This is a genomic window from Actinomadura physcomitrii, from assembly GCF_008923205.2.
In the GTDB taxonomy this organism is placed as follows: domain Bacteria; phylum Actinomycetota; class Actinomycetes; order Streptosporangiales; family Streptosporangiaceae; genus Spirillospora; species Spirillospora physcomitrii.
Genome location: NZ_WBMS02000010.1, coordinates 1 through 20,111, shown reverse-complemented (window position 1 = coordinate 20,111; position 20,111 = coordinate 1). Strand labels below are relative to the sequence as shown.

Here is a 20,111-nt window from a genome sequence, read left to right as displayed (position 1 = left end):
GCATGAAGCTGAGTGACTCACCGGAGGAGGCGGAGTTCCGCGCGAAGGCGCGGGACTTTCTGGAAGGCGCGAAGAAGCAGCTGCCCGCCGACGAGCCCGAGCTCCTGGTGGACAAGGTGCCGTACTGGAAACAGTGGCAGCGGATCCTCCACGAGGCGGGGTACGCCGGCCTGTGGTGGCCGGCCGAGTATGGCGGCGGTGGCGTCGGACCCCGGCTCCGCGCGGTCTTCATGGAAGAGCTGGACCGAGTCGGCGCGCCCGACCGGCTCAACACCATCGGTGAGGACTTCATCGGTCCGACGATCATCGACTTCGGGACCGAGGCGCAGAAGCGCGGCCTGCTGCCCAGGATCCTGCGCGGCGAGGACATCTGGTGCCAGCTCTTCTCCGAGCCCGGCTCCGGCTCGGATCTCGCGTCCCTGCGGACGCGAGCCACCAGGGTCGAGGGCGGCTGGCGGGTAGACGGTCAGAAGGTCTGGACCAGCCGCGCGCAGATCGCCCAGCGCGGCTTCCTCCTCGCCCGCACCACGCCGGGGCGGCACGACGGTCTGACCTGCTTCGTGGTGGGAATGGACTCGCCCGGGATCACCGTGCGGCCCCTGGCGCACATGCTCGGCGAGGCGGAGTTCAACGAAGTCTTCTTCGACGGCCTCTTCATCCCGGACGACCAGGTGGTCGGGGAGGTCGACAAGGGCTGGCGAGTGGCCGTGGCGGCGCTCGCCCACGAGCGGGTCGGGATCGCCACCGGCCGGGTCAACACCCAGCGGGCGGTCGGGCAGCTGGTCGAGGCCGTGCGCGAGCGGCGTGACGCGGACGGCCGTCCGCTGGGTGAGCGGCCCGAGATCCGGCAGCGATTGGCGGATCTCGCATCGCGCGCGCTGGTCCACTACATCATCGGGCAGCGAGCGGTCGCGCTGGAGACGGGTGAGGAGCTCCCCGGCCCGTTCGCCTCGATCGGCAAGCTCTACTTCACGCCACTGGTCCAGGAAATCGCCGATCTGCGGCTCTCGCTCGACGGGCTGGCGGGCCAGCTCGCGCCGCAGGACAACCCGGCTTCGAGCTGGCTGCGGCTCGCCTACCAGTCCCGTGGCACGGCCATCGCGGGCGGGACCTCCAACATCCAGCGCAACGTGCTCGCCGAGCGAATGCTCGGGATGCCTCGGGCCCCGCGGCCCGTCGACGCTCCGGACCGGTCACGCACTTCACCGACGGTGCAGGAGGCACGGTGACAGCAACGGACACCACGGGAACGGTGACCCTCGCGGGCGTGCGGGTCGTCGAGCTCGGCACCGGATCCATCGCCCCGATCGTCGGGATGCTCCTCGCCGACCACGGCGCCGACGTGGTCAGGTTCGGCGGGCCGCCCGTCGGCGCGCTCTCGCCGCAGGAAGCGTTCCGGCACCGCTCCAAGCGGCTCGTGGCGAGCCCGCCGACCCCCGAAGAGGCCGCCGTCCTGCTCGGGGCGGCCGACCTGTGCGTGGCGGGGCCCGGCGGCGGGATCGACAGCGAGCGGCGCGACACGATCCTGCGGGAGAACCCGCGGCTGGTCTGGCTGGACCTGCCGCTGTGGGACGGCCCGGCGCCCTGGGGTGATGTCGAGTCCCACGGGCTGCTCGCGGCGTGGACGGGCATGGCCGCACGCCAGACGTCGTTCAGCGGCGACCCGGTCGAACCGGTCTACGACCTGCTGTTCTCCTCCCACGCCGCCTGGGCGGCGGCCTGCGCCGTCGCCTGCCTGGTCGAGCGGGAGCGGTCCGGATTCGGGCAGCGGGTCACGGTGAGCGCCGCGCACGGGATGCTCCTCCCGCTGATCGGCGTGCTCTCGGTCGACGCCGACATCCCCGACCCGTCGACGGCGATCGGCTCGTTCGGCAGGCATCCGACGTACACGGTGTTCGAGTGCGGCGACGGCAGGTGGCTGGCCTGCGGAGCGCTCGGCAGCAAGTTCGAGCGCGCCATCCTGAACGTCCTGGGGATCGAATCGATCCTCGACGACCCGCGGCTGGGGGGCGGCACCGCGTCCTACTCCGCTCCGGACGTGTTCGCCTGGGTGCGCTCGGAGGTCGCGGCGGCCTTCCGGACCCGCGACTGCGACGACTGGGTGGAGCGGATCTCGGCCGCGGGCATACCCTGCGGACCTGTGGGCCACCGGGACGACTGGCTCGACCGGCCGCAGGTCGCCGCCCTCGGCGAACGGGTCGAGCTGGCGGTCCCCGGGCTCGGGACCCTCACGATGCCCGGTACGCCGAACCACCTGCCCAGCTCGGCGGGCGCGCCCGTGGCGGCGCCGCGCGCCGTCGAACTCGGCGAGGTCGGCTGGACCCCCCGCCCCGCCCCCGCCGTGACGGGTCCCGCGCCGCTGCGGCCGGGACCGCTGGCCGGCATCCGGATCCTCAACACCGGCTCCTTCGTCGCCGGGCCGTATTCCGGGTCGCTCATGGCCGAACTGGGGGCCGAGGTCGTCAAGCTCGAGCCGACGGGCGGCGACCCGTTCCGTCAGACGGGCTTCATGTACTCGCGCGGCATGCGCAGCATCGCGATCGACCTCGCCTCGGCGGAAGGCCGAGAGATCCTGGACGACCTGGCCGGCACCTGCGACGTCGTGATCTGCTCGCTGCGCCCGGGCGCCGAGCGCAAGCTCGGCCTCGACCACGAGACCCTCGCCTCCCGGCGCCCCGACATCATCACCACGGGGATCTCCGGGTTCGGCGAGGTCGGGCCGCAGGCAGGCCGGCCGGGAGTCGACATGGTGCTCCAGGCCATGAGCGGCATGATGCGCGCACAGGGCGGCGACGACGAGCCGGTCGTCAACACCCTCGCGATCACCGACTTCAACGCCGCCGCGCTCACCTGCCTGGGTGCCGTGCTCGCCCTCTACCACCGCGCGCAGACGGGCGGCGGGCAGCACATCTGGACGTCGCTGGCCGACGTCGCGACCTACACGCAGGGGGCAGGGCTGGTCAAGCTCGACGGAAAGCCGGTCTCCACGCTCAACGGAGGCCGGGACTACAAGGGCACCGGCTGCGCTGACCGCTACTACCGGGTCGCGGACGGCTGGCTGCGGGTCGCCGGCCGCGACCGGGACGCGCTCGACCCCGACGAGCTGATCGCCGCGGGGATCGACGTCGACAAGGAGCTCTTCGCCCGCGACCGTGTCGCCGCCGTCGCGTCGGCGCTGGCGGACCTGGGCGCGAAGGAGGCGGCGGACCGTCTGGCCAGGGCGGGACTCGCTGCCGTGCCCGCGCGTCGGGTGACCGAGGTACTGCGCGACCCGCTGCTGCTCGCAAGCGGACGGATCGAGGTGCGCGCGGGCGAGGAGGGGACGGTCTTCACGGCGCCCGGCCGGTACGCCGCGTTCGGGCGCACGGCGCTCTCGGGACACCTGGTGACGCCCGGGGCTGGACAGCACACCCGCGCCCTGCTCGCGGAGCTCTACCCTGCCGAGCGCATCGAGGAGCTGTTGCGCGCGGGCGTGGTCGAAGCGGGGGCGCCGATGCCGCAGCGGCTCGGTGCGGTGTACCGATGAGCGGCCTACCCGATCGACACGAAGGACTGTTGTCATGCGCTGGGAACTGACGTCCGAGCAGAAGATGCTCCAGGAGTCGCTGCGCAGCCGGCTCACCGCCGCGCTGCCGGCGGGCGGAGCGCGGGCATGGTGGGAGGGCGAGGACCCGGTCGCCTTCGAGCGCCTGCTGCACGAGCAGGGCTGGTCATCGGTCGGCGTACCCGAGGAGTCGCACGGTCAGGGAGGCGGGCTGCTCGAGCAGGCTCTGGTCGCCGAGTGCCTGGGAGCCGCCGCCGTGCCGTCGGCCGCCTGGCTGGGAGGCGCGCTGGCGCTCGCCCTCGTCGCCGACAGCCCGAAGAGCGTCGGGCTGCTGCTGGACGGACCGCCGACCGTGTTGGCGGCCCCGGCCGGAGAAACCCCCGACACGGCACCGAAGGTCTCCGCGGCGGACGGGCGGCTCAGCGGGCGGCTGGAGCTGGTGCTCGGCGCCGACCGTGCCGGGAGGCTGGTGGTCCGGGCCGACGACGGCTCCGCCTATCTCATCGACACCGACGCGGCGGTCGTGACGGCGCGGGAACCGCTCGACCGCAGCCGGAGCCTCGCCGACGTCGAGCTCAACGGTGTGGCCGGCGAGCGGCTGCCCACCGACCCGGCACCCGAAGCCGTCATGAGGATGGCGTCGACCGCCGCGGTGCTGGTCGCCGCCGACGCGCTCGGCGCGATGGACCAGCTGCTACGGGAGACGGTGGCCTACGCCAAGGAGCGCGTCCAATTCGGCGCGCCCATCGGCTCGTTCCAGGCAGTGCAGCACGAGGCGGTCGAGATGCTCGTCGAAGTCGAGGCGGCGCGGTCCATCACCTACTACGCGGCCGCGTCGGTGGCTGAGGGCAACCCCGACTCGGCGTGGCACGCAGCCGCCGCGAAAGCGCAGGTCACGGCTTCGGCATGCCGGGTTGCCGACTCCGCCCTCATGCTGCACGGCGCGATCGGTTACACCTGGGAGCACGACCTCCACTTGACGTACAAGCGGGTCCGGCTGGACCACCGGCTCTTCGCTGAGCCCGCGGCATGGAACGAGCGGATCGCCGCCTCCCTCGAGCTGACCCGCCAAGCCGAAGAGACCTCGGCGAACTGGTAGCCCGTGGCGGTCGACGGCGCGCGATGGCGCCGGCGTCGTCGACCGCCGATGTCCCAGCCGGGCCATGCGGGACCTGAAGCGGATGCACACCGTACGCGGGGAGCAGGGCATCCGGACGACGTTCCGTGCCGCATTGCGGGCGTGATCGGTGTCCACGGAACGGGGGATGCTCACGAGGACGGGCGGCTAGGGGCGAGGCTGAGGCCGGTGAGGAGGGTTTCGAGGGCGGCACCGGTGAGGTGGTGCAGGTCGGTGGTGGTCTGTCCGGTGAGCCAGGTGCAGGTTGCGGCGGCAAGGGTCGTCACCAGGAGCCAGGCGGCGAAGGCGGGCGTGAGGCGGGTGCTGAGTTCGCCGGTGGTCTGGCCGTGTTCGATGATATCGGCGACGAGGCGGAACAGGTCCTCGTGGATGGCGCCGGGGCTGTCGGTCAGCATCGTGATGCTGCCTTCGGTGATGAAGGCGAGCGCGAGTGCCCGCGGTCCAGGGCCGGCTGAGGCCCAGTAGGCGGCCAGGGTGCGCTGCAGGATGCCGAGTTGCTCGATGGCGCCCGGCCGCTCGTCCTTCCTCCCGTCTTCCTCCTCACTCTGGGTGCTGGAGGGGTGCTGGTCGATGGCGGTGCGGGCCAGGTCGGTGAGGCGGCGGTTGAACTCGGTCAGCAGGCCGGCCTTGGTGCCGTAGAAGCGGAAGAAGCTGGCGCGTCCCACCTGGGCGCGCTCGCAGATGTCGTCCACGCTGACCTGCTCGTAGGGCCGTTCCGCGAGCAGGGCGAGGGCGGCGTCGTAGATCTCTTGGCGGGCGCGCTCCTTCTTGCGTTCCCGCAGGGTCTGTCCACCGGGTTTCGTGGCGGCCATTGCGTAAGTACCCCCTTGCGCGCCTTCTGATACGCGAGTATCAATTGAGCCTACAGTCTCACATCAGGAGGCGTGATGGGTCTGAACGGCGGGTCGCTGCTGGCCGAGACCGTGGCCGAGGCCGCACGGGTGATCTTCACCCTGCACGGCGGGCATCTGGACTCCTTCTTCTTCGGCTGCCGGGAATCGGGGATCGAGCTTCTGGACTTCCGGCATGAGGCGGCGGCGGTGAACGCGGCCGACGGGTACGCGCGCACCACCGGAGGGCTCGGGGTGGCGGCGGTGACCAGCGGCCCGGGATTCACCAACGCCTACGCCGGGCTGGCCAACGCCTATGCCGACGGTGTGCCACTGCTCCTGATCACCAGTGCGCCGCCGCTGGGGGAGGCCGAGACCAACGAGTTGCAGGGCGGCATCGATCAGATCGCCGCCGCTGGTCCGGTCACGAAATGGGCGCACCGCATCACCGCCCCGGAGCGCATCCCGGATCTGTTGGGGCTGGCGGTTCGCCAGGCGCTGGCCGGGAGCCCAGGGCCGGTGGTCCTGGAGCTGCCGATCGATGTGGCCTTCACCCCGGTGGACCGGGCCCGGCTACGGCCCGCCGGAGCACCCGGGCTCGGGCCCCGGCCGGTCGCGGCGCCCGAGGCGGTGGCCCAGGCGGTGCGGGTGCTGCAAGAAGCCGAACGTCCGGTGATCGTCGCCGGTGAGGGCACGCTGTGGGACCCGGCGGTCCCGGCACTGACTCGCTTCGCGGAGACCACCGGAATCCCGGTGTTCAGCAGCGGCCCGGCCCGGCGGACTCTGCCGATGAGGCACCCCCTGAACGGCCAGGGCGTCACCTCGCTGGCCGCGCTCGCCTTCGCCGGGCGACCCGGCCCCGATGCCGTACTGCTCCTGGGCGCCCGGCTGGGCATGTTCACCGCCGGGCGGCCCGGGACGATCATCCCCGCCGACGCCCGGCTCCTGCAGGTCGATCCCGACGCCGCCGAGATCGGCCGGCTCGCCCCCGTCGAGGTCGCGCTCAACGGCGACTGCGCACCGACCCTGCGTGCTCTGCTCGACGCCGCGCAGCCGGGGTCCTGGCCGGACCGGACCGACTGGTGCGAGCGGGCGGTCGGCGCGCACCGGCTGCTGGAAGGGCTGTTCTCCGACGCCCCCGAGGAGATGGGCGGAAGGCTGCACCCTTACCGGGCGGCGCGAGAGGTGCTGGCGGCACTGGACCCGGGTTCGATCATCGTCACCGATGGCGGAGAGTCGGCGGCCTGGGCCGAGTCGGCGATGACCGCGACCGAGCCGGACCTGGTGTTCCGGCTCGGGTACCAGGGCCACCTTGGAGTCGGGCACGGCTGGGCGATCGGCGCGCAGTACGCCGAACCCGGCCGCCGGGTCGTGCAGATCACCGGGGACGGCGCTGTCGGCTTCCACATCCAGGAGCTGGACACGATGGTCCGCCACGGCCTGCCGATCGTCACCGTAGTGCTGTCCAACGACACCTGGGGAATGTCGATTCACGGGCAGGACGCGGTGTTCGGCCCCGGCAACGACATCATCACCCGCCTGGCGCCGACCGGCTACGAACGCGTGGCCGAGGCCTTCGGCGCCCACGGCGAACGCGTCGACCAGCTCGCCGACCTGAAGCCCGCGATGCGGCGGGCGCTGGAGTCGGGCCGGCCCGCCCTGATCAACGTGACGATCTCCAACGAGGTCGTCCATCCGGTCACCACGGCGCTGCTGGGCGATGTGACCGCAACCGACCAGATCGTCATCCCCTATTACCAGAACCTGCCCAAGGCGGACGCGTGACGAGCGCGCCGGGACGGCTCGAGGGCCGCAACGCAGTGGTGACCGGGGCCGGCTCGGGGATAGGGCTCCGTATCGCCCAGGAGCTGCACGCCGCCGGCGCCACGGTCACCCTCGTCGACATCAACGCGGCCGCCATCACCGACGTCGCCCGCGACCTGGGCGACCGCGTCTCGGCCCGCACCGCCGACGTCACCGACGAAGCGCAGGTCCAGGCCGCGATCGACGCCGCGGCCGGCGCGTTCGGGCCGCTGCACATCGCGGTCAACGCCGCCGGCACCGGCGGTCTGGCACCCATCCTCGACCTGGAGTTGGTCGAGTGGCGGCGAGTAGCCGACCTCTGCCTCACCGGCGTGTTCCTATCGATCAAGCACCAGGCACGTCGCATGACCGAAGGCGGTTCCATCATCAACATCGCCTCCCTCAACGGCCGCCAGCCCGCCGAGGGCATGGCCGCCTACTGCGCGGCCAAGGCCGGGGTCGAGATGCTGACCAAGGTCGCCGCGATGGAACTCGGTCCTCGCGGCATCCGAGTGAACGCCATCTCCCCTGGACTGATCGACACCCCGCTCACCAGCCCGTTCACCCGGTCGCCCATCCAGGACGAGTTCCTCGACAACATCCCGCTCGGTCGCATCGGCGCCACTGCGGACGTGGCCGCCGCCGCGCTCTTCCTCGCCGGCGACCACGCGGCCTGGATCACCGGCGACACCCTCCTGGTCGATGGCGGCGCCCACACCAAGCGGTATCCCGCCCTCCTCGGCCGCTTCGCCCCGCCCCCTTCCCGACCTCCGGCCGCCGGCCCTCGAATCGATGAAGGAGACGCCGAATAGATGCGTGCGCTGCGCCTGCACGGCTCCCGCGACCTGCGGCTTGACGACATCCCCGAACCTCAGGTCCGCTCCGGCACTGTGAAGCTCAAAGTGGAATGGAACGGCATCTGCGGAACGGACCTGCACCACTACCAGCAGCCCATGGTCCCCGACGACTTCCGCCACCCCCTGCTCGGCGACCTGGGCCCGCATGTCCAAGGGCACGAATTCTCCGGTCGCGTCGTGCAGACCGGCCCCGGTGTGACCGGCCTGCCCGAGGGCACCCTCGTGGCCGTCGAACCGCTCGTCTACGACGGCACCTGCCCGGCTTGCCGCCGCGGCGACAACAACCTGTGCGACAGTCTCGGCTTCATCGGCCTGATGGGCGGAGGCGGCGGCTTGTCCGAATACGCCGTCGTCCCCGCCGATCGTGCCCACCCGATCCCCGACGGCATCTCCGCCGAGACCGCCGCGCTGGTCGAACCGCTGTCGGTGGCCTGGCACGCGGTCCGCCGCTCCGGCCTCGGCGACGGCGGGACCGCGCTCATCGTCGGTGCCGGCCCGATCGGGCTCGGCCTGCTCCTGGCCGCCAAGGCCCATGGCGCGGCCTTCGTCGCGGTCAGCGAAGTCAACACCGCACGCAGAGGCCTGGCCGCCCTGTCCGGCGCCGATCTGGTCCTGGACCCGGCTCAGGACGACGTCGTCGCACAGGTCCGCCGGCACGTCCCCGCCGGCGTCGAGGTGTCCTTCGAGGCCTCCGGCGCGGGCACCCCCGCCGTGTCGGCCTTGCTCGGAGCACTGGCCAAGGCCGGCAGGGCCGTCGCAGTCTCCCAAGGTCGCCCCGTCGAACTCGACCCCGACATCCTGATGCTCACCGAGATCAACTACACCGGAAGTTTCGCCTACAACGGCCTCGACTTCCCCGCCGTCATCCAGGCGATCGCCGACCAACGCCTGCGCCCCGACGCCCTGATCAGCGACCGCATCGCCCTGGACGACGCTCCCCGTCTCGGCTACGAGGCTCTCCTCGAACACGGCAGCGAGCACGTCAAGATCCTCGTCCACCCGTAACCCGACCCCGACCAGCAGAGGCACCATCCGGCCGAGCTTTGTGGCCTGACTTGATGGCTTGGTCGCATGGTGGGCGGCCGCGAACGCCTGCCGAACACAGCGGGTCAGCGTGTGTCTTCGTTGAAGGCGTGCTGGACCAGCGTGGTGAGCACCTGCTTTACCGATTCTCGCCGCCGGACGTCGCAGAGCATGATCGGGACCTGCTCGTCCAAGTCGAGGGCCGTCCGGATCTTATCGATGGGGTAGCGCCTGGTGCCGTCGAAGCAGTTGACCGCGATGATGAACGGGGTATTGCGCTGTTCGAAGAAATCGATGGCGGAGAAACTGTCGGCGAGCCGGCGGGTATCGGCGAGCACCACCGCCCCGATGGCGCCGTAAACCATGTCACGCCACATGAACCAGAAGCGTTCCTGGCCGGGTGTACCGAACAGGTAGAGGGTGATGCCGTCCGGAAAGGTGATGCGGCCGAAATCCATGGCGACGGTGGTGGTGGCCTTGCGCTCGATACCGCTGAGGTCGTCCACGCCGGCGCCGGCGTCGGTCAACTGTTCTTCCGTGCGAAGAGGACGAACCTCACTGATCGCGCCGACGAGCGTGGTCTTCCCCACTCCGAAACCACCTGCGATGAGAATCTTGAGTGCAATGGGCCCACCGCTCTGCTCGGAGAAGGGCGTGCCTTGTTCATCCTTGGCACGCGTGTCCGAGGCGGTGAAAACGGAGTCAGAGGGCGCGGAGGTCATCGAGAACTCTCTTGAGGATGAGTGGGTCCGGTCGTGCTGCCAGGGGAGCTCCCGGCCGTTCCGCGATCAGTCCTTGACGATGGAGGTCGGCCAGAAGCACTTGCACTACGCCTAGTGGGAGATCCATCTCCGATGTGAGATCGGCGAGAGTGCTGGGTGTCCGGCACAGGTCGAGCAGCCGCCGTTGGTCGCGGGACATGCGAGCCCGTTCGTCAGCGGCTGCACCGGTTGCGGCCAGGACGGTGACCAGGTCGAGCCGGATCCCTTGTGGACGGGTTCGCCCGCCGGTCAGCGCATAGGGCCGAACGAACGGTCCCGCTTCGGAACCTATGCGGCGTTCCCTTGGCGATTCCATGGCTCATCTCGCGCCTGTAGTGCCCGGGACCTCTGCCGCGTCCGCGCGCGGGCCTGCCGCGAGGCGCTTGCGCAGCCGTTTGGTGAGCATGGCCATCTCGTACCCGACCAGGCCGACGTTGCCATGAGCGTCGCTCAGCACGGCCAGGCAGCTGCCGCTACCGGCGGCGCAGATGAAGAATAAGGCGTCGTCCATCTCGACGATGGTCTGTCGCATTTCCTTCTTGCCGAAGTGCTCACGGGCACCGTTGGCCAGGCTTTGGACGCCCGCGGAAATCGCCGCGATGTGTTCGGCGTCGGTACGGCTGACGGCTCTGGAGGCACCCATCACCAGGCCGTCTTTGGAGAGTAGGACGGCCTGCTTGATCTGGGGGACGCGGTCGACCAGATCGTCCAGGAGCCAGCTCGGATCGCCCGACGTGGTCAGATGGGTCATGGTTCCGCCTGGGGGAGTCGATCGTCGGAGGGATGTGGAAGATGCGGCCGGGGGGCGATGTCCTCGCCGTCGTCAGCGGCGCGACCAGCCGTCCAGCCGGCTTGCAGCGAGGAGAGCAAGTCCCGGCTGTCCTCGGGGCGGTGCTCGTCGAGGCCCTCCTCCATGGCGTGCCCGCCGCGGTTCGCGGGGGCCGTCGCCCGTAGCTCAGGGGCCAGATGCCGCTGCCGGGTCCGGCGGGGCAGGCCATCTGTCTCGGGGTCCTCGGGCGCAGGAGCCGTGACATTCGGGGATGGCTCGAAAGGCTGGTCCTCCTCCCAGGTCGGTGTCGACCTCGGCGCCGCCATGTGCCGCCCGTTCGTGGTGATCTCGCCGGCCGGAACATTGTCAGGGAGGTACGAGGCGAGTCGGCGCGGGACGCTCGTCGCTTTCGAAGGGGAGGGAGGCGGACCGTCCAGCATCAGCAGCGACATGGGCAGCAGCACGACCGCTGTGACGCCGGCGTAGGCCGAGGGCTGCAGGATGACCCGGATGCCGTGGCGGGCCGCCAAGCGGGCGACGACGAAAAGCCCGAGGCGGTCGCTGTCGGCCAGGTCGAATTCCGGTGGCTGAGCCAGGCGCCGGTTGATGGCGGCAAGCTCGTCGGCGTCCAGACCGACCCCGCGGTCCACCACCTCGACGGCCAGCCCGTTCGCCACCAGCTCCGCCCGGACGGACACCTCGGTGTGAGGGGGAGAGAACATCGTGGCGTTCTCGATCAGCTCGGCCAGCAGGTGGACAACGTCGGCTACTACGGCTCCACTCACCGACGCGGTGCAGTCGGTCTCGACCTCCACACGCGGATAGTTCTCCACCTCGGCCAGCGCGGCGCGCAGCAGATCGTCCACCGGCACCGGATTGTCCCAGCCGCGGATGATCTCCGAGCCGGACAGGATGACCAGCCCTTCGGCGTGGCGCCGCATCCGGGTGGTCAAGTGGTCCAGGCGGAACAGGTCCTCCAGTTCTTTGGGATCAGAGGTCCGCCGTTCCATCGAGTCGAGCATGCTGAGCTGGCGGTGCAGCAGTGACTGGCTTCGCCAGGCCAGGTTGATGAACACGCGGCTGATCCCCTTACGAAGACCGGCTTCGCCGATCGCCGCTTCGACAGCCGTGCGCTGCACCTTGGTGAAGGCGTCCGCGACCTGTGCCACCTCTCGGGTTCTGCTCGAACCGAAACGTGAGACGACAGTGGGCGTGCTCACCTCCTCGCCCTTGCGCAGACGCGCGATGACAGCGGGCAGATGTTCCTCCGCCAAGTGCTGCGCGGTGCGCTGCAGGCCACGCAGTTCTCCTGAGAGGGCGCGTGCGAACCGTACCGAAAGAAGGATCGTGATCACGACGACCACGAGGCCGACGCCCGCGATCAGGATGAGTTGCAGCACCACCTTGCGGCCGGCCGCCTCGGTCTGGTCGGTGAGCGCTTCGGCCGTGGCGAGCTCGGCCTTCCACCACGCTCCTGAGATCGCCGGAACCAGCGATCGCCATTCGCGCAGGGAGTCGGTCGGCAGCGCATGGTTCGAGGCGGCGATGTTGTCTTCCAACTGCTGATAGCGGGCGTATTGCGGGGATCGGACGAGGGGCCGCAGCGCTCGGCCGACTTCCGCGCTCGGGCTGGCGAGCGTGACATCGGTCGCCAGTTTGCGATTCCCGGCGGCCTGAGCGAAGGCGGCGTACTCGGCGGCGGGCATCCGCCCATTACGCAGCGGCATGGCCGACAGCAGGGCGTCTTCGCGCAGCATGTAATCCCGCGACCAGTTGGTGTTCACCACTGCGATCGTGGTCCGATAGACCCCGGCATCGTTTATGGCGGCGATATTGCTGATAAGCACCTTGTTTGTGCTGTCGAAAAGGCTGTTGTACCGGCTCAGTGCATCGACCGGGGTAATGCTGCCGGATCGGATTGCTGATCGCAGTTCGCGGATGCCTTGAAGCTGCCGTTCCAGGTCACTCAGCAGCCGCTGGGCCGTCTTGGGGAGTGCATTCTTTGCTGCCGGAAGGGACTTTGATCGGAATGTGTTTATCGCGCCGTCCGTGGCGGCCTCGGCGGCCGTCAGTTGCTGGACGCCCCGCTTGCCGCTCGAGCCCAAGACGATCGCCGCGGCGGTCCGTTCCTGCTGGATGGACACCCCGGCCAGCACAATCGGCCGGGCGACATCGTTGGCTCCCTCGGTGAACGCGAGCTTATCGAGCGCCGTGCCGAGGGAAAGGCTGGCGGCAAAAGCCCATAGGCCCACCAGGGAGGCGAGAGGCAGGACGAGTAAGAGCCCGATCCTCCGCCGGATCGGCTGCCGCCGAACGCGCTTATGGGAGGTGGTGCTGCTTGCTTGAGGGACAGTCATACACGGCTCCGCGCATCCGTCGACTTATGGGCTTTAGGATCTCACATACTGGACCCGGGATTCTTCATCTCTCACCTCTGCCTTCCGCATTCGCATCGTGAGTTCGGTGAGATCGTCGGAGGACACTACCAACCTGGAAGTGGTAGACCATGTGGCGAAGGCGTAGAAAAGTCTCGAGCCGACTCCGTACAACACAAGCCAAAAAGGTTCGCTAAGGTCAAGACGCATCGCGGCCTCCCTCGCCGGGAGGTCATAGACACCAGGCTGAAAAGGCTGCTCGGACGTGCCCTGCCTATGTGCGCCCATAACTGTTCTCCGTGTCGGTCACTGCGCGACCCACACGTCGAAGAGCAGCAGCGTGTCCTGGTACTCGCGGAGCAGGACGAGTTGGCCGTCCCGTTCGTGGAGTACATAGCAGTAGAGATTGTCGTAACGGCGACCGTTGGCAGGGTTGACCGCGTCGCCGACCAGTTCGAGGGCGGCGCGGTCGCCGGAGGCGATCACGGTGCGCAGATCGAGGCTGAACTGCTCACTTGCGGCAAAAATGCCGGAGAAGATGTCGATTGTCTCCTTCTTGTTGTAGATGGCCTTCCCCCACGGCAGGTTCATGCCGTGCAGCAACCGCGAGTTGAGAGGTCGCATCTCCGGGTCGCCGTGGTCGGTGACAGCGATGTGCCAGCGGAAGTCGGGGTGGAAGAGCGCATCGAGTCCGGCGGTGTCGCGACTGTTCCAGGCGTCGACGAAGCGGCGGGCGAGCGAATGCATCGGTTCTTCAGCCATGCCGTCGCAGCCTCCTCAGCTCATCCCGCCGCGGGCGCCGCCGTTGACGGGGAAGACCTGGCCCGTCGTGTAGTCGGACAGAGGTGAGCAGAGGTAGAAGATGGCGTCGGCGGCATCGCGGATGGTTCCGGTGCGGCCGAGGGGAATGCCGGGCAGCTGCTTGGCGGCGTACATTTCCTGGTCGGTGACGATGCGGTCCTGGTCGATCTGGATGCCCAGGCGCTGGGCTTGTTTGGCGGGCATGCCGACATGGATGGTGCGGCCACCGGTCTGGATGACCTCGTGGTCGGACTGGGGCAGGCCGAAGCGGGTCTGGATGATGCCGAACGCGACGGCGTTGACGTTGACGCGCAGGGAGCCCCATTCCTGGGCCAGGGTGCGCATCAGGCCCAGCATCCCGGCTTTGGCGGCGGCATAGTTGCCCGCGCCGTCCAATCCCCAGACTCCGGCCATCGACGACACCATGACGGTCTTGCGGTGCCGGGTCTTTCCGGTTTCGTCGTCGGCCTTGGCGGCCGCACGGAAGACCGGCGCGCAGGCCCGGGCGAGCCGGAAGGGGACGACCAGGTGGATGTCGAGCATCGCCTGGAACTGTTCGTCGGTCATGTTGTGGATGCGGCTGTCCCAGGCGTAGCCGGCGTTGTTGACCACGATGTCCAGGCCGCTGTAGGTGCGCAGGGTGTGGGCGACCAGGTCGTTGCAGGCGTCCGGGGCGGCCAGGTCGGCGATGAACGCGGTGGCGGTGTCGGCTCCGAAGGCGTCGTTGAGGGTCTTGACGGTTTCGTCGGCTTTGGCCTGGTCGACTTCGGCGATGACGACGCGGGCGCCGTTCGCCGCCAGGGTCGTGGCGGTGGCGCCGCCGATTCCGCGGGCGCCGCCGGTGACTATGGCGACCTGTCCGGCGAGCAGTTCGGAGCGGAGTGTGGGCTCGATGAGCATTTCAGCGTCCTTTCCAGACCGCGGGGCGCTTTTCGGCGAAGGCCCGCAGTCCTTCCTTCAGGTCGTCGGAGGCCATGACCGGGGCGGCGAACTGCTGCTGGAGGTTCCATGCCTCGGCGTCGTCCCAGTCGTAGGCGTGCTGGACGATCTGCTTGCTGGCCTTGACCGCCAGGGGGCCGGCGGCCAGCACCTCTTCGGCGAGTTCCAGCGCGCCGGCCAGTGCCTTCCCGGGTTCGGTGAGTTTGTTGACCAGGCCGAGTTCGGCCATCCGCGTGGCGGGCCAGGCCTTGCCGGTGATGGCCAGTTCCATGGCCAGGTGGTAGGGGATGCGTTTGGGGAGCCGGAAGCATCCGCCGCCGATGGCCACCAGCGACTTGGCGGCCTCGGGGATGCCCATGGTCGCGGTGCGCGAGGCGACGATCAGATCGCACGCCAGGCACAGTTCGAGCCCGCCGGCCAGGGCGTGGCCTTCGACCGCGGCGATGATCGGCTTGATCGGCGGCCGGCCCATGATCCCGAACCCGCCGCGGCGGTCGGTGCCGCCCATGTCGCCTTGGGCCGCGGCGATGAGGTCCTGGCCGGCTGAGAACGCACGTTCGTCGGAGCCGGTGATGATCGCGCAACGGAGCCGGTCGTCTTCCTCGTAGTCGTCGATCACCGCCTCGAGCGCGCGGGCGGTGGCGCCGTCGAACGCGTTGCGGCGGTGGGGCCGGTGCATCTTGATGATCAGCACGTGGTCGCCGTGCTTCTCGGTGAGGATCGCGTCGGAGCCGCTGGGCTGGGCCGGCTCCGCGCCGGTGGGGTGGTCACTGGGTGACACTGAAGCCTCCGTTGACGTGATGGGTCCGCCCGGTGATCCGACTGCCGGCCCCGGAGGCCAGGAAGGTCACCGCGGCGGGATGTGCGGCCGCGTCATCAGACACGGCGTTCGCGGTCTTTCCAGTAGGGGGCGCGCAGTTCGTTCTTCAGCACCTTCCCCGTGGCGTTGACGGGCAGTTCGTCGACGAATTCGAACCGGCGAGGGCGCTTGTAGGGGGCCAGCCGGCCTTCCAAGAACGCCAGCAGGTCCGCTTCGGTGGGGGCGGCGTCGGGGGCGGCGACGATGAAGGCCATGGGCTGTTCGCCGAAGTCGTCCTGCGGGATGCCGATCACGGCGGCATCGATGACGGCGGGATGCTGCACCAGTGCCTTTTCGATCTCGGCGGGATAGATGTTGACGCCGCCCGCGACGATCATGTCCTTGATGCGGTCGGTGATGTACAGGAACCCGTCTTCGTCCAGGTGTCCCACGTCGCCGGTGCGGTAGAAACCATCCTTGATGGTGTCCTCGCCGAGTTCGTCGCGGCCCAGATAGCCGGACAGCACGACGGGGGTGTTGACCGCGATCTCTCCGGTCCGGCCTGCGGGCAGCCTGTTCCAGGACTCATCGACGATCGCGATCTGGACGCCGTCGTAAGGGATGCCGCTGGTGCCCGGCTTGGACAGCTGGTATTCGGGCGCGGTGTAGGAGATCATCCCGGCTTCGCTGGCGCCGTAGGCCTCCCACAGCACGCCTTCGCCCAAGCGCTCCACGAGCCATTCCTTCAACGATTGCGGTACCGGGGCCGCGCCGGTGCTCACCGCGGTGATCGAGGACAGGTCGTAGCGGTCGAGGATCTGCGCTGGCAGGTTCTGGATGCGCAGCAGCATGGTCGGGACCGCCGTCCACACCTGCACCTTGTGCTTGTCGATCAGCTCGAGTGCCTTTTGGGCGTCGTAGGGATCCAGCAGGACCACGGTGCCGCCTCTGGCGCAGGCCGCGGTCGCCACGCCCGGCCCCGCACCATGATGGGTCGGCAAGGTCAGCAACGTGACCGGCTGGTCGGGGTAGGGCGGGACGCTGCCGAGCGAGGCGCCGTAGCGCAGCATCCGGTCCAGATCCTTGACTTTCGAACGATCCACCGGAGGCACCCCGCGGGGCGCGCCCGTCGTGCCGGAGGTGTAGAGCACCAGAGCGGGCATGAGGGGACCGAACCGGGGCGTGGACACCGGGGTGTCCAGCAGGTCCTCATAGCGGACGCCCACCCCGCCGGCCGGCTGCCCGACGGTGACCAGGACGCCCAGGTCATGGCGGGCCCACGCCGAGGCGTCGGTGTCGTTGCACGCCAGCCCCTTGGCCTGGCTGTCCTCGACGATGTAGGCCGCCTCGTCCGCGGTCAGTTTCCAGTTCACCGCGACTTGCGCGACGCCGAGTTTCTGTAGCGCCCGCTGGATGACGAACCACTCGATACCTAGGCGGAATCGCATCCCGAGCCGGTCGCCCGGCTCGAGCCCGAGAGCGGCCAAGCCCTCGGCGACCCGGTCGGCCTTCTCGTTCCACTCGCCGTAGGTCAGCACCTGATCGCCGCAGATCACCGCCGCTGCATCCGGCCGTGCCTTCGCCCAGTACTCCGGTGTTCCATGTTCGGGTTCGGTCACCGACTCCTCCTCAGGCTGGCCGGGGCTTGTTCTGCTCCGGTCGTGTCTCCGGGGCGGGCGCGAGGGTGTGCCTTAGGAACTGCGTGCACGCACTGCGCGCCGCGTCCAGATCGACCCCCTCGGGATCCACCGTGAACTGGGCAGAGATACCGCGCAGCATGCCGACCACAGCGGCTGCGACACCTCTCGGATCAACCGCCGCGTTGATCGTGTGGTTGCGCTGGCCGAGCCGCACTACCGCTTCGACGCCGGTACGGAAGCGGGCGTCATCCGCTGCGAAGACCAATCTCAACGGCGTTTCCTCGGGGAAGGAAGCGCCCCACATGACATAGAAGGCCCGTGTGGTGTCCGTGCAGCAGGCAACGGTGGCCAGATAGGCGTCCACCATCACCGCCAGGGCGCGCAGCTCCGGGCCGGCGGAATCCCCAAGACTCCTGAGCAGCTCGGTGTGAGCCCGGGAAGCCAGCCCCTCGACCAGGTTCGCGATGAACCGCAGCTCCTCATCGGCCAGGTCGCCGACGCCACCGGCCTCGCCATCGATTCCCCAGCCGATACCGACTGCCGCGGCCAGTTCCTGCAGCTCCCGCCCGCCGAAAGAGCTCAGGCCCATCACGAAATCCGACTGCGCCCGGCGGGCCAACCGGTTCACCAGCTCAGCCCTGGACCCGAAGTGGTGGTTGGCCAGACCGCGGCTGTATCCGGCCTCCTCCCCGATGTCGGCCATCGAGGTCTGCTCCACACCCCGGCGCGCGAACAGCTTGGCGGCGGCCTCCAACAGCGCCCGCTCGGCCTGCGCCCGCCGTTCCTCCTGGCTTCGGCGCCGTGCAGGTCCCTGACGTTCATCGTGGCCCGGCTCGGCCACCGGATCCTCAGAGGCCGCAGAAGACGCGGATGCCGCGGACGGCGCAGCAGGGGCGCCAGGCCGAGATCGCTTACTGGACGACATGCCGGTACGGTACTAACTTGATGGCCAGTTAACAAGTAATTAATACGGAGGCGCTGACATGCGAATAGCCGCTCACCCCGGTCTCTACGACGTGGAGGCCGACCCTCCGACCCTGTCGGGTACCACATGCATGCGGTGCGGACGGGTGTACTTCCCCCCGATGGCGATCGGTTGCGAGGCATGCGGGGCCTCTGAAGCGCAACTGCGCCCGACGCCGCTCGCCGCTCGCGGCACCATCCACGCTCTGGCGCAGGTCCACCTGCACCACGGCCGGCCCCCGGCGCCTTTCACGATCGCCGAGATCCAACTCGACGCCGGCCCGCTGATCCGCGCGACGCTCGCCCGCGACGAAGAAGATCCGCAGATCACCGACAGTGTCTCGGCCATCTGGATCGTGACCGGGACCGGCGATGACGGCAACGAGATCGTCGAGCCCGCCTTCACCACGGCGCCCCCGGCCACCGAGACCGCCGACGAAGCCGCCCGGAACGGAGGCAACTCATGAGCACCCTCGGCCAACTGCGGCGAGTCCGCGTCGTCGGCGTCGGCCTTCACCCCTACCAGCGGCCCAGCGACACCCCTTACACCCGGCTCGGCGTGCACGCCATCCGCGCCGCACTCGCCGACGCCGGACTCGAATGGAAGCAGATCCAGGCCGCGTACACCGGCACTGCCACCACCAGCATGGGCATGTCACGCCTGATGTACCGGCACCTCGGCGCCACCGGCATCCCGATGACCCAGGTCGAGAACGCCTCGGCCTCCGGTTCCAGCGCGTTCCGCCAGGCGTGCATCGAGGTCGCCGCCGGCCTGGTGGACGTGGCGATCGCCGTCGGCGTCGACAAGCCGCTGAACGTGACCATGCCACAGCGGGCCGCCGGCCTGCGTGACCTGGCCGACGGCCGCGTCGTTCCCTTCACCCACTTCGCGCTGCTGGCATCCCGCTACATGCACGATCACGGCACCACGCCCGAGCAGATCGCGGCCGTCGCGGTCAAGAACAGCCGCAACGGTGCCCTGAATCCGAACGCTCAACGCCGCAAGCCCCGCACCCTCAGGGAAGTCCTCGCCCCACCCCACATCAGTGGCGCACTCACCCGGCTGCAGTGCTGCCCGGTCGGCGAAGGCGCCGCCGCCGTCATCGTCGCCTCCGACGAGGCCATCAACCGCCTCGGCCTCGACAGCGACCGGTCGGTGACCGTCCTATCGTCGGTCGCGCGCTCAGAAGCCGTCTACGATGGCGAGAACTTCGACGCCGCCCTCACCCGTGAAACGACCGCCCAAGCCCTCGACGAGGCGTCCGTTACGGCGGCCGACCTGGACGTCGTCGAACTCCACGACGCCTTCACCGTCGAAGAACTGCTGTACATCGAAGCCATGGGCCTGTGCAAGCCCGGACAGGCCGCACCCCTTCTCCAAGCCGGTGAATTCGACATCGGCGGCCGCGTAGCCGTCAGTGCCTCCGGAGGCCTGCTGGCGATGGGGCATCCCATCGGCCCCACCGGCGTCGGCCAGATAGTGGAGATCACCACCCAACTCCGCGGCGAAGCCAAAGAACGCCAGCACCCTCGGGCCCGCACCGCGCTCGCCCACATGGTCGGCGTCGGAGCGGTCTGTGTGGTGCACATCCTCCGCAAAGAATGACGGCGCAGACCCCGATGGCCATGCCTGATCGCTGTAGCAGCGAGAAGGCACCTCCGCTCCGTCTCGTTTCCCGGCGGTCGTGCGGACAGAGCCACCGTGCGTGGGGCTGATCGAACGTGCGCGATCGAAGCGAGCGGCCTCGCCGCCCTGGAGGGGCTGGCGCGGCTGATCGCCGACACCGGAAGGGGACGGGCGCATGCGCGACGTGCTGGATGACATCGCCGGCTGGTACGCGGCGGGGGAGACGTTCGGGCTGGCGACGG

Annotated in this window: 18 protein-coding genes; 8 read left to right on the top strand and 10 right to left on the bottom strand. The window is 69.5% G+C overall.

Going from position 1 to position 20,111, the window contains the following annotated elements; all coding sequences use genetic code 11:
• Window positions 1-2: 2 nt before the first annotated feature.
• Genes F8568_RS14575 through F8568_RS14565 form a run of 3 tightly spaced genes read left to right on the top strand, consistent with a single transcriptional unit; the run spans window position 3 to window position 4,643 of the window.
• On the top strand, window positions 3-1,229 hold the full coding sequence (locus F8568_RS14575; RefSeq protein ID WP_151594083.1) for an acyl-CoA dehydrogenase family protein: 1,227 nt from the start codon (window positions 3-5) through the stop codon (window positions 1,227-1,229).
• The gene (locus F8568_RS50355) at window positions 1,226-3,526 is read left to right on the top strand and encodes a CaiB/BaiF CoA-transferase family protein (protein WP_151594082.1); all 2,301 of its coding nucleotides are present in this window, start codon (window positions 1,226-1,228) and stop codon (window positions 3,524-3,526) included. Before F8568_RS14575 ends, F8568_RS50355 begins: the two co-directional genes overlap by 4 nt.
• Before the next feature lie 34 nt (window positions 3,527-3,560).
• Entirely contained in the window at window positions 3,561-4,643 is a 1,083-nt protein-coding gene (locus F8568_RS14565; protein ID WP_151594081.1) for an acyl-CoA dehydrogenase family protein, read from the top strand.
• A gap of 170 nt (window positions 4,644-4,813) precedes the next feature.
• Here the strand turns inward: F8568_RS14565 and F8568_RS14560 are convergent, their stop codons facing one another.
• The gene (locus F8568_RS14560) at window positions 4,814-5,494 is read right to left on the bottom strand and encodes a TetR/AcrR family transcriptional regulator (protein ID WP_151594080.1); all 681 of its coding nucleotides are present in this window, start codon (window positions 5,492-5,494) and stop codon (window positions 4,814-4,816) included.
• Window positions 5,495-5,569: 75 nt separating this feature from the next.
• Between F8568_RS14560 and F8568_RS14555 the strand changes: the two genes are divergently transcribed.
• From F8568_RS14555 to F8568_RS14545, 3 genes are read left to right on the top strand one after another with little or no spacing between them, the layout of a single operon-like run.
• On the top strand, window positions 5,570-7,297 hold the full coding sequence (locus F8568_RS14555) for a thiamine pyrophosphate-binding protein (RefSeq protein WP_151594079.1): 1,728 nt from the start codon (window positions 5,570-5,572) through the stop codon (window positions 7,295-7,297).
• The gene (locus F8568_RS14550) at window positions 7,294-8,127 is read left to right on the top strand and encodes an SDR family NAD(P)-dependent oxidoreductase (RefSeq protein ID WP_151594078.1); all 834 of its coding nucleotides are present in this window, start codon (window positions 7,294-7,296) and stop codon (window positions 8,125-8,127) included. The genes F8568_RS14555 and F8568_RS14550 overlap by 4 nt, the downstream gene beginning before the upstream one ends.
• Window positions 8,128-9,177: a 2,3-butanediol dehydrogenase gene (locus F8568_RS14545; protein ID WP_151594077.1), complete on the top strand. Its 1,050-nt coding sequence runs from the start codon at window positions 8,128-8,130 to the stop codon at window positions 9,175-9,177.
• Window positions 9,178-9,281: 104 nt separating this feature from the next.
• Here F8568_RS14545 and F8568_RS14540 read toward each other — a convergent pair whose 3' ends face one another.
• The 9 genes from F8568_RS14540 to F8568_RS14500 form a co-directional block, all read right to left on the bottom strand.
• Window positions 9,282-9,917 (bottom strand): GTP-binding protein, encoded by a 636-nt coding sequence (locus F8568_RS14540; protein WP_151594076.1) that lies wholly within the window; start codon window positions 9,915-9,917, stop codon window positions 9,282-9,284.
• Entirely contained in the window at window positions 9,898-10,272 is a 375-nt protein-coding gene (locus F8568_RS14535) for a DUF742 domain-containing protein (protein ID WP_151594075.1), read from the bottom strand. The genes F8568_RS14540 and F8568_RS14535 overlap by 20 nt, the downstream gene beginning before the upstream one ends.
• 3 nt (window positions 10,273-10,275) lie before the next feature.
• Window positions 10,276-10,707, bottom strand: coding sequence for a roadblock/LC7 domain-containing protein (locus F8568_RS14530; protein ID WP_151594074.1), 432 nt, complete (start codon window positions 10,705-10,707; stop codon window positions 10,276-10,278).
• Window positions 10,704-12,977: a sensor histidine kinase gene (locus tag F8568_RS14525; protein ID WP_160573620.1), complete on the bottom strand. Its 2,274-nt coding sequence runs from the start codon at window positions 12,975-12,977 to the stop codon at window positions 10,704-10,706. Before F8568_RS14525 ends, F8568_RS14530 begins: the two co-directional genes overlap by 4 nt.
• A 429-nt stretch (window positions 12,978-13,406) precedes the next feature.
• Window positions 13,407-13,862, bottom strand: a complete 456-nt coding sequence (locus F8568_RS14520; RefSeq protein ID WP_151594072.1) for a nuclear transport factor 2 family protein — start codon at window positions 13,860-13,862, stop codon at window positions 13,407-13,409.
• A 15-nt stretch (window positions 13,863-13,877) separates the two neighbouring features.
• Window positions 13,878-14,801, bottom strand: a complete 924-nt coding sequence (locus tag F8568_RS14515; protein ID WP_151594071.1) for an SDR family NAD(P)-dependent oxidoreductase — start codon at window positions 14,799-14,801, stop codon at window positions 13,878-13,880.
• 1 nt (window position 14,802) lies between these two features.
• Window positions 14,803-15,621, bottom strand: coding sequence for a crotonase/enoyl-CoA hydratase family protein (locus tag F8568_RS14510; RefSeq protein WP_328600878.1), 819 nt, complete (start codon window positions 15,619-15,621; stop codon window positions 14,803-14,805).
• Window positions 15,622-15,716: 95 nt separating this feature from the next.
• Window positions 15,717-17,258, bottom strand: coding sequence for a class I adenylate-forming enzyme family protein (locus F8568_RS14505; protein WP_151594069.1), 1,542 nt, complete (start codon window positions 17,256-17,258; stop codon window positions 15,717-15,719).
• A gap of 10 nt (window positions 17,259-17,268) precedes the next feature.
• Window positions 17,269-18,120, bottom strand: coding sequence for a TetR family transcriptional regulator (locus F8568_RS14500; RefSeq protein ID WP_202124959.1), 852 nt, complete (start codon window positions 18,118-18,120; stop codon window positions 17,269-17,271).
• 244 nt (window positions 18,121-18,364) lie between these two features.
• On the opposite strand from F8568_RS14500, the gene F8568_RS14495 reads away from it, so the two are divergent.
• A complete protein-coding gene (locus F8568_RS14495; RefSeq protein ID WP_236008755.1) occupies window positions 18,365-18,709 on the top strand; it encodes a hypothetical protein in 345 nt (114 codons plus the stop codon).
• Window positions 18,706-19,848 carry a thiolase family protein gene (locus F8568_RS14490; RefSeq protein WP_151594067.1) on the top strand — a complete coding sequence of 381 codons (1,143 nt, stop codon included), beginning with the start codon at window positions 18,706-18,708 and terminating at the stop codon, window positions 19,846-19,848. The genes F8568_RS14495 and F8568_RS14490 overlap by 4 nt, the downstream gene beginning before the upstream one ends.
• Window positions 19,849-20,111 lie beyond the last annotated feature (263 nt).

What these genes read in the sequence shown, in the direction of transcription:
- F8568_RS14490 (WP_151594067.1), top strand. Translation starts at nt 18,706, where the DNA reads ATGAGCACCCTCGGCCAACTGCGGCGAGTCCGCGTCGTCGGCGTCGGC.
- F8568_RS14530 (WP_151594074.1), bottom strand. Translation starts at nt 10,707, where the DNA reads ATGACCCATCTGACCACGTCGGGCGATCCGAGCTGGCTCCTGGACGAT.
- F8568_RS14535 (WP_151594075.1), bottom strand. Translation starts at nt 10,272, where the DNA reads ATGGAATCGCCAAGGGAACGCCGCATAGGTTCCGAAGCGGGACCGTTC.
- F8568_RS14545 (WP_151594077.1), top strand. Translation starts at nt 8,128, where the DNA reads ATGCGTGCGCTGCGCCTGCACGGCTCCCGCGACCTGCGGCTTGACGAC.
- F8568_RS14560 (WP_151594080.1), bottom strand. Translation starts at nt 5,494, where the DNA reads ATGGCCGCCACGAAACCCGGTGGACAGACCCTGCGGGAACGCAAGAAG.
- F8568_RS14515 (WP_151594071.1), bottom strand. Translation starts at nt 14,801, where the DNA reads ATGCTCATCGAGCCCACACTCCGCTCCGAACTGCTCGCCGGACAGGTC.
- F8568_RS14520 (WP_151594072.1), bottom strand. Translation starts at nt 13,862, where the DNA reads ATGGCTGAAGAACCGATGCATTCGCTCGCCCGCCGCTTCGTCGACGCC.
- F8568_RS14540 (WP_151594076.1), bottom strand. Translation starts at nt 9,917, where the DNA reads ATGACCTCCGCGCCCTCTGACTCCGTTTTCACCGCCTCGGACACGCGT.
- F8568_RS14555 (WP_151594079.1), top strand. Translation starts at nt 5,570, where the DNA reads ATGGGTCTGAACGGCGGGTCGCTGCTGGCCGAGACCGTGGCCGAGGCC.
- F8568_RS14565 (WP_151594081.1), top strand. Translation starts at nt 3,561, where the DNA reads ATGCGCTGGGAACTGACGTCCGAGCAGAAGATGCTCCAGGAGTCGCTG.
- F8568_RS14575 (WP_151594083.1), top strand. Translation starts at nt 3, where the DNA reads ATGAAGCTGAGTGACTCACCGGAGGAGGCGGAGTTCCGCGCGAAGGCG.
- F8568_RS14495 (WP_236008755.1), top strand. Translation starts at nt 18,365, where the DNA reads ATGGCGATCGGTTGCGAGGCATGCGGGGCCTCTGAAGCGCAACTGCGC.